Raw genomic sequence first — 13,145 nt, forward strand, 5'->3', positions numbered from 1 at the left:
GCAGAGCTTGGGGCAGAATGCCCCTGTCTGCAAGGTGCATTGGCTCAACCCTTGTCTGCGGTCGGCTCGGTGCCGCGTAGGCGAAGGATGAACAAAAAAGCCCCGCAGGCGCGAGGCCAGCGGGGCAAACGGTTGGCGGAGGATCCAACCAAAGGAGTCGTTGAATCAGTGGGCGCTGGCCACTGTCTCGGGTTGCCAGCCGCCACCGAGGGCTTTGTAGATCGAGACGATGCCGCGATACAGCTCGACTTCACCCTGGGCTTGGGCGTCTTCGGCGCTCAGGCGTTCGCGTTCGGCGTCCAGTAGCACCAGGTAGTCCACCGTGCCCTCGCGGTAGCGCACCGAAGCGAGTTCGGCGGCCTTGCGGCTGGCGTCGCTTTGGCGCATGAGCGACAGCAAGCGTTGTTGCCGCTTGCCGTAGTCGCTGAAGGCGTTGGCCGATTCTTCCAGGGCCAGCAATACCTGCTGCTCGTAGTTGGCCAGGGCGCCTTCGGCATCGGCTTTGGCTCCACGCAAGCGTGCCCGCACGCTGCCCAGATCGAAGGCGGCCCAGGTGATGCTGGGGCCAAGCGCCCAGGCATTGGCCGCGGACGAGCCGATCTGCGAACCGCGCGCGGCGGTGAAACCCAGGAAGCCGCTGAGGCTTACCCGTGGGAACAGGTCGGCGGTAGCCACCCCAACGTTTGCCGTGGCAGCGGCCAGTTGGCGTTCGGCGCTGCGGATGTCCGGGCGGCGGCGCAGCAGCTCGCCCGGGTCACCCACCGGCAGGGCCTTGGCGATGGCCGGCAGCGCCTTGGGCGAGAGGTCGACACTCAGTGCATCCGGACGCTGGCCAAGCAGGGTGGCGATGCGGTTGCGCGCCCGGACCTGTTCGGCCTGCAGTTGCGGTACGGTCGCCTCGACCCCGGCCAGCCGCGCGTCGGCGCGCACTACGTCCAGTTCGTTGCCGACCCCGGCGTCACGCAGGGTTTCGGTGATGGCACGCGACTCCTCCTGGGTCTTGAGGTTGGCCAGGGCAATTTTCTCGCGCAACTGAGCACCGCGCAGTTGACCGTAGGCGTCGACCAGTTCAGCGATCAGGCTGACCTGCAGCTGTTGCAGGTCGGCCTGGGCGACTGCCTCCTGGGCTTCGCTGGCCTCGATCTGGCGTTGGATGCGGCCGAAAAGGTCGAGCTCCCAAGCCATGTCCAGGCCCAAATCATAGCGCTCGCTGTTGACTCGCTGTTCGGTCTGGCCGGGAATCTGGCCCTTGCCGATTTCGCTGCTGGCGCGACTGGTCACCACCGGCAGTTGATCGTTCGAGGCATCCTCACGGATCGCCCGCGCCGACTTGAGGCGGGCGAAGGCCACGCGCAAGTCGCGGTTGCCTTCCAACGAGGCCTGCACCAGCTGGTTGAGCACCGGGTCGTCGAACTGCTTCCACCACACGCTTTCGAAGTGGCTGCGATCGAACGCCTGGGCTTGGGCCTGGGTGTCCAGATGCGCAGGTTCGGTGTCCGGTGTCTTGTAGTCCGGGCCCACCGCGCAGGCCGCCAGGGCCAGTGCCAGCAGGCTAGGCGTCAGGGGTTTGAGCAGGTTCATGCGTGGCTCTCCAGCGATGGCACGTGCGAAGCCTTGCGGGCCTGGCGACGCTCGACGAAACGGCGGATCAGGAAGAAGAACACTGGCGTCAGGAACAGCCCGAACACGGTCACCCCGATCATTCCCGAGAACACCGCGACACCCATGGCATGGCGCATTTCCGATCCGGCGCCGGAGGAGAACACCAGGGGTACCACACCCATGATGAAGGCGATCGAGGTCATCAGGATCGGGCGCAGGCGCAGACGGCAGGCTTCCAGTACAGCCGCCAATGGGTCCAGGCCCTTGGCCTGTTCATCCTTGGCGAACTCGACGATCAGAATCGCGTTCTTGCATGCCAGTCCGACCAGTACGATCAAGCCGATCTGGGTGAAGATGTTGTTGTCGCCACCCGATACGATCACCCCGGTAATGGCCGACAGCAGGGTCATCGGCACGATCAGGATCACCGCCAGCGGCAGGCTCCAGCTTTCATACTGGGCGGCCAGCACCAGGAACGCCAGCAGCACGCACAGCGGGAACACCAGCAGTGCGGTATTGCCCGAGAGGATCTGCTGGTAGGTCAGGTCGGTCCATTCGAAGGTCATGCCATTGGGCAGTTCCTCTTTGAGCAGCTTCTCGATGGCGGCCTCGGCTTGGCCGGAGCTGTAGCCAGGTGCGGCCGCGCCGTTGATTTCCGCGGTGATGAAACCGTTGTAGTGCATCACCCGATCAGGTCCGGAGGTGTCGCTGACCTTGAGGAAGGTCGCCAGCGGGATCATCTCGCCGAGGTTGTTGCGTACCTTCAACTGGCCGATCTGCTCGGCATCGAGGCGGAACTGCTGTTCGGCCTGGACGTTGACCTGGTAGGTGCGACCGAAGCGGTTGAAGTCGTTGGTGTACAGCGAGCCGAGGTAGACCTGCAGGGTGTCGAAGATGTCGGTGATCGCCACGCCATGGGTCTTGGCCTTCTCACGGTCGATGGCGGCATCGACTTGTGGCACATTGACCTGGTAACTGGTGAACAGGCCAGCCAGCTCCGGCACGTTGTGGCTCTTGGCGATGATGTTCTGGGTTTCCTTGTACAGCGCTTCGTAGCCCAGGTTGCCCCGGTCTTCGATCTGCAGGCGGAAGCCGCCGATGGTGCCCAGGCCTTGTACCGGTGGCGGTGGGAAGATCGCGATGTAGGCGTCTTGGATGTCAGCGAACTGGGCATTCAACGCAGCGGCGATGGCTGCAGCCGACTGGCTCGGGTCCTTGCGCTCATCGAACGGCTTGAGCGGGGTGAACACGATGCCGCTATTGGGGCTGTTGGTGAAGCCGTTGATCGACAGCCCCGGGAAGGCTACCGAGTCGGCGACGCCGGGTTGCTTGAGGGCGATTTCGCTCATGCGCTTGATGACCGCCTCTGTACGGTCGAGGCTCGCCGCGTCTGGCAACTGGGCAAAGGCCACCAGGTACTGCTTGTCCTGGGCCGGTACGAAACCGGTCGGGGTGGACGAAAAGCCCAGGTAGGTGAGGCCCATCAGGCCAGCGTAGACGAACAGGGCGATGCCGCTGGAGCGGATGACCCGGCGCACGCCGCCGACGTAGCGATTGGAGGCACGGTCGAAGAAACGGTTGAACGGCGCGAACAGCCAGCTACCCAGCAGCTTGTCGAGGAACCGCGAGAAGCGGTCCTTGGGCGCGTGATGCTCCTTCAACAGCACGGCAGCCAGCGCCGGCGACAGGGTCAGCGAGTTGAATGCCGAAATCACGGTCGAAATGGCGATGGTCAGGGCGAACTGCTTATAGAACTGCCCGGTCAGGCCAGAAATGAACGCAGCAGGCACGAACACCGCGCACAGCACCAGGGCAGTGGCAATGATCGGACCGGTCACTTCGCCCATGGCCTTTTGCGTGGCCTCAAGCGGTTTCAGGCCAAGCCCGATGTTACGTTCGACGTTCTCCACCACGACGATGGCGTCGTCCACCACGATACCGATGGCCAATACCAACCCGAACAACGACAGGGCATTGAGCGAGAAACCGAACAGGTGCATCACCGCGAAGGTGCCGATCAGCGACACCGGGACGGCCAGCAGCGGGATGATCGAGGCGCGCCAGGTCTGCAGGAACAGGATCACCACCAGCACTACCAGCACCAGCGCTTCGAACAAGGTGTGCACTACCGCTTCGATGGAGCCACGAACGAAGATGGTCGGGTCATAGACGATGCTGTAGTCCATCCCTTCCGGGAAGTCCTTCTTCAGCTCGGCCATTTTCGCCCGCACTTCGTCGGAGATTTCGATGGCGTTCGAGCCAGGCCGCTGGAAGATCGGGATGGCCACCGCCGGCTGGTTGTTCAGCAGCGAGCGCAGTGCGTACTGGCTGGAGCCCAGCTCGACGCGGGCGATGTCCTTCAGGCGAGTGATTTCGCCATCGGCACCGGCACGGATGATGATGTTCTCGAACTCTTCCTCGTTGACCAGGCGACCTTGGGTGTTGATCGACAGCTGGAAGCTGGTGCTGCCAGGGGCGGGCGGGGCGCCCAGCTGGCCGGCGGCCACCTGGCGGTTCTGCTCGCGAATGGCGGCCACCACATCGCTGGCGGTCAGGTTACGCGAAGCGGTCTTGTTCGGGTCGAGCCATACCCGCAGCGAGTAGTCGCCCATGCCGAACAGTTGCACGTCGCCGACGCCGCCCAGGCGCGCCAGTTCGTCCTTGATGTTGAGGATGGCGTAGTTGGACAGGTAGAGCATGTCGTAGCGGTTGTCCGGCGAGGTCAAGTGCACGACCATGGTCAGGTCGGGCGATGCCTTGTCGACGGTGATACCAATGCGGGTCACTTCCTCAGGCAGCTTGGGCTGGGTACGCGTGACGCGGTTCTGTACCTGCACCTGCGCGTTGTCCAGGTCGGTGCCCAGGGCAAAGGTGATGGTCAGGGTCAGCTTGCCATCGGCGGTGGACTGCGAGGACATGTACAGCATGTTCTCGACACCAGTGATGGCCTGCTCCAACGGCGCGGCGACGGTTTCGCCAATCACCTTGGGGTTGGCGCCGGGGAAGTTGGCGCGCACCACCACGGTGGGCGGTACCACTTCCGGGTATTCGCTGATCGGCAGCTTGAACAGCGAGATCGAGCCCGCGATCAACAGCACCAGCGACAGCACGGCAGCGAAGATCGGCCGGGTAATGAAGAATTTCGAAAAGTTCATCGGTGTGATCCCTTAACCGCGTGGCGCTTGGGCGCTGGCGACTTTTTCGGTGGAGCCCGCTACCTTCTGCGTCCGATTGCTGGCCTCGAGGGCTTGGCGTTGCTGGGCGAGGGCGGCGAGGGTCTGCTCGCTGGCCATAGGCGTTTCTTCCGGCGTCACTGGCGACCCCGGACGCACACGCTGCAGGCCCTTGACCACGATGCGATCGTCCTTGGTCAGACCGCTGCGCACGATGCGCAGGCCTTCGAGCTTCGGCCCCAGTTCTACTGGGCGATAGCTGGCCTTGTTGTCCTTGTCCATGACCAGCACGAACTTCTTGCCAAGGTCCGTACCCACGGCTTCGTCGTTGATCAGCACCGCATCGTACTGGGCGCTGCCGACCAGCTTCAGCCGCGCATAGAGGCCTGGCGTGAACTGGCCGTCGCGGTTATCGAACACGGCGCGGCCGCGGATGGTGCCGGTACGTGGGTTGACCTGGTTGTCGACGAAGTTCATCTGGCCCAGGTGTGGGTTACCGGTTTCGTTGGTCAGGCCCAGGTAAACAGGCGTGCTCTGACCGCGCTGGCCTTCGCGGGCCAGTTGGGTGTACTTCAGGTACACGCGTTCGTCGGCGTCGAAGTAGGCATACACCTTGTCGGTGGACACCACGCTGGTCAGCGGGGTGACATCGGCGGTGACGATGTTGCCGGCGGTGAACTGAGCGCGGCTGACCCGGCCGCTGATCGGCGCAGTGACGCGGGTGAAGCTCAAGTTCAGGCGGGCCAGGTCCAGTTGGGCCTGGATGGCATCGACACCGGCACGGGCTTCGGCGGCGGCACTGCTGCGCGATTCGGCCAATTCCGCGGAGATCGCGTTGCTGTCGCGCAGGCGCTCGCCACGGCGGGCTTCGTTGGCGCTGCGAATGGCGGTGGCCTTGGCTTGTTGCAGTTGGGCTTCGAGTCGGCGGACTTCAGCCTGGAACGGACGTGGGTCGATCTGGAACAACAGGTCGCCTTTCTTGACCTGGGCACCTTCGGTGAAGGCTACCAAGTCGATCTGGCCTGAGACCCGAGGGCGTACTTCAACGGTTTCTGGCGCTTCGAGGCGGCCGGTGAACTCGTCCCACTCGTTGATCGGTTGCTCGATCACCTTGGCGACGCTGACTTTCGGTGCGGCGGGGGCCTGCACGGCGTCCGGGGTTCGACCGCATGCGCTCAGCACCACGACTGCCAGGGCAGCGAGGGGGAAGCGCAAGGGTTTGAGTGATTGTTCCATGGAGAACTCCGCCAATGTATTAGTAGTGGACGGAGTGTGAGTGTCTTGCGCGTAGCGCACGAATCGAATGGAACGAAGGTTATTATCACGCGCAATGATAAGGCGTGGTCAGACATCGATGTGGGGCATGGATCAGCGCTGCAGGCGTCCCTCCGAGCGAAGCGGCCCCGTTTCTCCAGGCTCTGTACGAAAAGCCTTGAAACTCGGTGGTGCTGCGTTGAAAACAGCCTCGGAATGCTCTTTACAACCCGTAAACTCCGCTTCCTCGGCTGTTTTCGCCTTGCCAGACCTTCGTCTCAAAACTTTTCTTACAGACCCTAGCTCAGCACCTGGAATCCATGAGTGCCATCGCGCTCCAACTGCGCAATCAGACCAAACTCCCAATCCAGATAACCTTGCATGGCCTCGCGCGGGTTATCGGTGCCTTCATAAGGCCGGCGGTAGCGGTCGGTGCGCGCCACCGCCAAATGGGTCTCACCGCTCTCCAGCGGCTTGCCAGCGGCAATCCAGCTGGCGGTGCCCCCGCTGAGCAGATACACGGGCGTGTGGGTCAGTGCTTGCAGGTCGACGGCTGCGAAACGGGCGAGCAGGCCAGTGCCGCAAGTCAACACATAACGTTCGGCTACAGGCAACCGCTCCAGGGCCTGGGGCAGTTGCGCCCGGATAGCCCAATGGGCACCCGGAACATGATGCTTGACGTAGTTGGCACTGGCCGTGAAATCCAGCACTACGGTACTGGCGGATTCGAGCCAGCCTTGCAACTGCTCGACACTGATTTCGGTCACTTGCGGCAGTGGCGGCAGCGGGGCTTTCCAGTCACCTGTCTCGCTGAAGTGGTCCTGGGTAAGCCCATCCAACACAGCCACCTGCCAGCCCATCTGCGCCAGCCACGAAGCACTCATGTTCGCCCGCACGCCATCGTCATCGACCAACACGATACGCGCACCGCGCACGCTGGCCACATGGTCGGTCTCCTGCACCAACTGCCCGCCAGGCACCGAACGGCTTCCAGGCACATGGCCCTTGGCATATTCCTCAGGTGTGCGCACATCGAAAAGGTACGTGGTGCGGTGGCTGTCGGCCTGCCAGACCCTGAGCCCCTTGACCTCCAGGCGCAGGACACCGGCCTTATCGGCAACCTTGCGCGCACGCTTGGCTGCCACGGCACGGTTGGACTCGGTCACTTCGGTAAAGCGGCGCTGTTGGCCATGGGCCAGTTGTTGCCCCGCCAAGGTCCAGCCGATGGTGCCATTGCGCAGCGCTGCCACCGGGTTGGGGATCCCGGCATTGACCAGTGACTGAGTGCCGATGATGCTGCGGGTGCGCCCGGCGCAGTTGACGATCACCTGGGTGTCGGCGCTGGGCACCAGCTCGGCAACCCGCAGCACCAATTCGGCACCCGGCACGCTGATACTGCCCGGTATGCTCATCGTCTGGTATTCATCGAAACGCCGGGCGTCGAGTACCACCACATCGGCCTTGGCATCCAGCAACGCCTGCACCTGCTCGGCCGCCAGCGACGGGGTATGGCGCACGCTCTCGACCCACTCGCCAAAGGCTTTGCTCGGTACGTTTACGTCTCTGAACAGCTCGCCGCCGGCAGCGCGCCAGCCGGCCAGGCCATCCTGCAGCAATGCCACATCGCTGTAGCCCAGCGCCAGCAGGCGCTCCGCCGCTCGGTCCGCGAGTCCTTCACCATCGTCATATAGGGTGATGGCGGTACTGCGACGCGGTACGCGGGCGAACATTTCCAGTTCCAGTTTCGACAACGGAACGTTGGCGGCGAACAATGGGTGCGCCTGGGCAAACGGGTCTTCTTCTCGGACGTCGATCAGTGCCAGCTCCTGATGGGCCAGCAGGGCTCGACGAATGTCCTGGTAGGTCCGGGTGGTCACAGTACTCATAGGTCAGGGGTCTCTTTGGACAGGTCCCAGATGTTGGGCAAGCGGGTATTGGTGTATCCGGAAATGAAGGCTTTTTCGCTGCCGTCGGCCAGGTATACGGCGCGCCGAACGGCACCGATGTTGGCGCCATAGACATGGATGCTGATCGACACCCTGTCGTCGAAGGCATTGCTTACTTGATGGATGTCGCCGATGCGGGGCGAGACAGCTTCGACATGCCCCGGATCGATGCGTACAGGTTCGCCAGCGGGCACCAGTGCGCCCTGTTCGGTGCGGGCAAAGCCTTGCGAGTATTCGGCTCCGCGCAGCATGCCGATCAGGCCCCAGACGCGATGGTCATGGATCGGGGTGCGCTGCCCCGGTGCCCAGACGAAACTGACGATGGAAAAGCGTTGGCGCGAGTCGCAATGCAACAGGTACTGCTGGTAACGGGTCGGATCGGGCTGAGCCAGGTCCGCGGGCAGCCAGTCATCGTGAGCGACCAGGCTGCCAAGCAGACCCTGGCCGTGGTCGAGGAGGGCGGCCTCGTCGGTCTCCCGGTCCAAAAGATCGGAAAGTTCGCTTATGAACAAGCGCAAACGGTCAAGACGCAGCGGTTGGCTCATGGTAAGGGCTCGATGGAGAGGTCTGAATCACCCTAGCAAAGTCAGAGAATATTCTCAAAATGCAAAATAATCATAAGCTAATATGCATAATTGGTATTTAGTGGCGCGCATTTCAGAAACATTAGGTTATGCCTAAAACGCATTTCACAGGGGTGTTTCGAGTCGTTAGCTTATAAACAGGCCTCTGTTTAGATTCAAAACACATAAATAATCTGCGAGACCGCACGGGCGGATCGACTTGCCATGCCGTGCCCCAAGGGCACCTGGAGACGAACGTGCGATACCTCAAAAAATTGGCTGCAGGCGTGCTGGCCTCAGCCCTGAGCCTGGCCGTCAGTGCGCAAACCCTGGTAGTGGGTGACCAGAGCTTCAATGCCCGCTCCGTGATGGAAGCGGCGGGTGTGCTCGATGACTTGCCCTACACACTGGAATGGAAGCAGTTCACTGCCGGCTCCCCAGTGGCCGAAGCGCTGAACGTCGGTAGCTTGGACCTCGGCCTGCTGGGCGATGCACCGCCGCTGTTCCTCGGGGCCCTGGGGGCGCCGATCAAAGTCATCGCGGTGAGCCGGCAGAATCTGGACGGTGTGGCGATCCTCGCGCGCAAGGATTCGAACATACACAGCCTGGCTGATCTGCGCGGCAAGCGCGCAGCGATCTGGAAAGGCTCGTGGAGCCAACAACTGTTGTTCAGCGCCCTGGACAAAGCCAATGTGCCCCGCGACTCGCTCGAGCTGCGTTATCTCAGTGCACTGGATGCTTCTCACGCCCTGGATGGCGGTTCGGTCGACGTGATCGCCACCTGGGAACCCTACGTCACCCAGCAGGAGCGCCAAGGCGCACGGGTACTGGCCACTGCGCAAGGGCTGATTCCAGCGCAGAGCTTCGTGGTGGCGAACGCCAAGGCCGTCGAGGGCAAGCGCGCGCAAATCGCGGACTTCCTGCAGCGCCTGAAAACAGCCCGCGAATGGGCCTTGGGCGACCCGGCCAATACCGAAGCCTATGCCGACGACTGGGCCAAGCGTACCCGGGCCGACCGCGACATCGCCCGCATCTGGTTCGCTCGCGCCCGTACCGACCTGGCACCGTTGAACCCACAGGTGGTGGTCGATGCGCAAAAAACCGTGGACTTCTTCGCAGGGCTCGGTTTGATCAAGGCGTACCCCGCCGCTACCCTGTTCGACACTTCGTTCTCTGCCGCTCTGCAACAGCCAGCCACGGCGCAGGCCAAAAACCAGTAGGTCCAAGGAGGCTAGCCCGTATGAGCAAGAGACAGATCAAATTGGGCGCGCTGACCATGGGTTGCGGCGGCCCTGGGCGGCACAACCTGTGGCTGGACCCGGAGTTGCCGGCTGATGCCAGCGTCAATATCGACTGGTATATCGATATCGCCCGCCAGGCCGAAGCTGCGCTGTTCGACCTGGTGTTCATCGTCGACAGCCAGTTCATCACACCTGGCTCGCCGTCGCATTATCTCAATCGCCTGGAACCGCTGACCCTGTTGTCGGCGCTTGCGGTGAGTACCCGCCATATCGGCCTGGTCGGGACCCTGACCACATCCTACAACGCGCCTTTCAACGTAGCCCGTCGCCTGGCGTCCCTGGACCTTATCAGCAAAGGCCGCGCTGGCTGGAACGTGGTCACCAGTGGCGACGCTGGCACCGCCGGCAATTATGGTCGAGACGAACACTACGATTACGATACTCGCTATGCCAGGGCCCAGGAGCACGTCCAGGTGGTGCAAGGGCTCTGGCATTCCTACGAGGACAATGCGTTCCCCCGCGACCGGGCCACGGGGCAATTTCTCGATCCGTCCAGGCTGCATGCGCTCAACCACAAGGGTGAGCATTTCTCGGTGGTGGGGCCACTGAACATCCAGCGCTCGCCCCAGGGGCAGCCGGTGGTCTTCCAGGCGGGTGATTCGCAACAAGGGCGTGACTTGGGCGCAGCCACTGCCGATGTGGTGTTCACCCATGCGTCTAGCATCGAGCAGGGGCAGGCGTTCTACCAGGACATCAAGGGCAGGGCGGCGCGACTGGGGCGCGACCCGGACCAGTTGCTGGTCTTGCCGGGCGCCGAAATCTACGTCGGTGACAGCGATGCCGAGGCCCGTGAGATCGAGCGGCACTATCACCAGCAGGACCACAGCTTCGAGCTGGCGCTCAAGGAATTCGGGCGCAATTTTGGCTGGCACGATTTCAGCCAATACGACCTGGATGCGCCGTTTCCCCAAGAAAGCCTTGAGTACGCGCGAAGTAGCTTTTTCACCAATGCCAAGCGCATTGCCGATCAAGCGCGGGACAAGGGCTTCAGTCTGCGCCAAGCCGTGGAGTACGGGCGCCAGCTGAGGCCGGGAGCGTTCGTCGGGTCGGCCGAAACCGTGGCGGCTAAGATGACTGAGTGGTTCGAGGCAAGGGCGCTGGACGGGTTCAATATCTACATTGGGCATCCGAGCCAGTTCAAGCGCTTCACCCGGGAGGTCGTACCGTTGCTGCAGGCGCGCGGGGTGTATCGCACCCAGTATGAAGGCACGACGTTGCGTGAGAGCCTCGGCCTGCGGATTCCGCGTTTCGTCCGGTAGCGAAAGCCGCTGGGAAAGGGGCGCAATGCGCCCCTCTGGCTATCAATGTGGCGCGCGGACAATGGTCTTGAGCAGGTCTTCCGGGCTGATGTGTCCCACTACCTGAGCCACCCCACTGCCAGGTGTCGGCAGGTCGATGATGTGCGGCTTCATCTTGCCGATCACATGCATCTCGCAGGGCTTGCAGTCGAACTTCAGGGTCAGTACTTCATCCCCCTGAATCAGCTGCATCGGCGCCACCTTGGTGCGAACGCCCGTCACACCCTTGGCCTGCTTGGGGCACAGGTTGAACGAGAAGCGCAGGCAGTGCTTGGTGATCATCACCGGCACTTCCCCATGTTCCTCGTGGGCTTCGTAGGCGGCATCGATCAGTTGCACACCATGGCGATGGTAGAACTCGCGAGCCTTCTGGTTGTATACGTTGGCCAGGAACGACAGGTGCGACTCCGGGTACACCGGTGGTGGGTTGGTTTCGGCTTTGCGTCCACCCCGCGGGTGAGCCTTGACCCGCGCTTCGGTCAGCGCCTCGATGGCTTCCCGGCGCAGGGCCTTGAGCTGCGAGTTGGGGATGAAATAGGCTTGCGGCGCATCCAGTTCGATGGCATCGGCGTGGTACTGGGTGGTGCCCAACTGACCGAGCAGGTCGTGCAGTTGTTCCAGCGCCTGTTGCGGCTTGTTGGCCTCGCCGAACGGGCCATCCAGCGCCACTTGCACGCTCACGCCTTCCTCGCTGGTGGCCGTCAGCGCCAGCCGCTGTTCGCGTAGCACGGCGTGCCATTCCACGCCTACACGACGCTCGGACGAAGTGCGCAGCAGGGCCTGCTGCCAGTTGTGATCCAGATTGCGCGACAGTGGGTGGTTCGGGCGCAGCTTATGCAGGCCCTCGGGCATTTCGTTGGGTTCGACCCTGTAGCGGTAGCGTTTCTGGCCGTCTTCTTCGAACTCGCCCCGTGGTTCGGCGATATTGGCGCGGAACCCCACCACCTCACGCTTGACCAGCACATTCAGGCCGTCGCCATTGGTCAGCGGCACCTCGGTGACCACCAACAGGTCGCGCTTGCCGACTTTCTCAACCACGCCTACCGGCAGACCGGTGAAGGTCGGCGAGTCGAAAGCACCGATGTCGACCTTGCGGTCGGTGACGAAGTAGTCGGTGCTGCCACGGTGGAACGTCTTGTCCGGGTCGGGCACGAAGAAGTGCTGGGTACGACCGCTGGAGGCGCGTGCCAGGTCCGGGCGGTCTTCGAGGATGGCGTCCAGCTCTTTGCGGTAGTGGGCGGTGATGTTCTTCACATAGCCCATGTCCTTGTAGCGGCCTTCGATCTTGAACGAGCGCACGCCAGCATCCACCAGGTCGCGCAGGTTGGCGGTCTGGTTGTTGTCCTTCATCGACAGCAGGTGCTTTTCGAAGGCCACCACACGGCCCTGGTCGTCCTTGAGCGTGTAGGGCAGGCGGCAGGCCTGGGAGCAGTCGCCACGGTTGGCGCTGCGACCGGTCTGGGCATGGGAGATGTTGCACTGGCCGGAGAACGCCACGCAGAGCGCGCCATGGATGAAGAACTCGATGGCGGCGTCGGTTTCGGCGGCAATGGCGCGGATCTGCTGCAGGTTCAGCTCGCGGGCCAACACCAGTTGCGAGAAGCCGGCCTGGTCGAGGAACTTGGCCCGCTCCAGGGTGCGGATGTCGGTCTGGGTACTGGCATGCAGCTCGATCGGCGGAATGTCCAGCTCCATCACACCCAGGTCCTGGACGATAAGCGCGTCGACACCTGCGTCATAGAGCTGGTGGATCAGCTTGCGCGCCGGCTCCAGCTCATTGTCGTGGAGGATGGTGTTGAGGGTGGTGAACACTCGCGCATGGTAGCGATGGGCGAATTCAACCAACTCGGCGATATCGCTGACTTCGTTGCAGGCGTTGTGGCGCGCGCCGAAGCTCGGGCCGCCGATGTAGATGGCGTCAGCGCCGTGCAGGATGGCTTCGCGGGCAATGGCCACGTCGCGGGCAGGGCTAAGCAGTTCCAGGTGATTCTTTGGAAGGGACATGTCG

8 protein-coding genes are annotated in these 13,145 nt (G+C 62.8%); 2 read left to right on the top strand and 6 right to left on the bottom strand.

Annotation, left to right across the window (positions count from 1 at the left end; all coding sequences use genetic code 11):
* Positions 1-165: 165 nt before the first annotated feature.
* The 5 genes from H620_RS0117555 to H620_RS0117575 all read right to left on the bottom strand — a co-directional run bounded on the left by H620_RS0117555 (position 166) and on the right by H620_RS0117575 (position 8,520).
* Complete coding sequence (locus H620_RS0117555) at positions 166-1,581, bottom strand: efflux transporter outer membrane subunit (RefSeq protein ID WP_023380412.1); 1,416 nt, start codon at positions 1,579-1,581, stop codon at positions 166-168.
* Positions 1,578-4,757, bottom strand: a complete 3,180-nt coding sequence (locus H620_RS0117560; protein WP_023380413.1) for an efflux RND transporter permease subunit — start codon at positions 4,755-4,757, stop codon at positions 1,578-1,580. Before H620_RS0117560 ends, H620_RS0117555 begins: the two co-directional genes overlap by 4 nt.
* A 12-nt stretch (positions 4,758-4,769) precedes the next feature.
* Entirely contained in the window at positions 4,770-6,011 is a 1,242-nt protein-coding gene (mexE, locus tag H620_RS0117565; protein WP_023380414.1) for a multidrug efflux RND transporter periplasmic adaptor subunit MexE, read from the bottom strand.
* A 317-nt stretch (positions 6,012-6,328) separates the two neighbouring features.
* Positions 6,329-7,915 carry a rhodanese-related sulfurtransferase gene (locus H620_RS0117570; protein WP_027907771.1) on the bottom strand — a complete coding sequence of 529 codons (1,587 nt, stop codon included), beginning with the start codon at positions 7,913-7,915 and terminating at the stop codon, positions 6,329-6,331.
* Complete coding sequence (locus H620_RS0117575; protein WP_023380416.1) at positions 7,912-8,520, bottom strand: cysteine dioxygenase family protein; 609 nt, start codon at positions 8,518-8,520, stop codon at positions 7,912-7,914. The genes H620_RS0117570 and H620_RS0117575 overlap by 4 nt, the downstream gene beginning before the upstream one ends.
* Before the next feature lie 275 nt (positions 8,521-8,795).
* On the opposite strand from H620_RS0117575, the gene H620_RS0117580 reads away from it, so the two are divergent.
* Complete coding sequence (locus H620_RS0117580) at positions 8,796-9,758, top strand: ABC transporter substrate-binding protein (RefSeq protein WP_023380417.1); 963 nt, start codon at positions 8,796-8,798, stop codon at positions 9,756-9,758.
* Positions 9,759-9,778: 20 nt separating this feature from the next.
* A complete protein-coding gene (locus H620_RS0117585; protein ID WP_027907772.1) occupies positions 9,779-11,098 on the top strand; it encodes an LLM class flavin-dependent oxidoreductase in 1,320 nt (439 codons plus the stop codon).
* Between the two features lie 42 nt (positions 11,099-11,140).
* Here H620_RS0117585 and H620_RS0117590 read toward each other — a convergent pair whose 3' ends face one another.
* A complete protein-coding gene (locus H620_RS0117590; RefSeq protein WP_023380419.1) occupies positions 11,141-13,141 on the bottom strand; it encodes a peptidase U32 family protein in 2,001 nt (666 codons plus the stop codon).
* Positions 13,142-13,145: the final 4 nt, after the last annotated feature.

The organism is Pseudomonas taiwanensis DSM 21245 (assembly GCF_000425785.1).
GTDB classification, from domain to species: domain Bacteria; phylum Pseudomonadota; class Gammaproteobacteria; order Pseudomonadales; family Pseudomonadaceae; genus Aquipseudomonas; species Aquipseudomonas taiwanensis.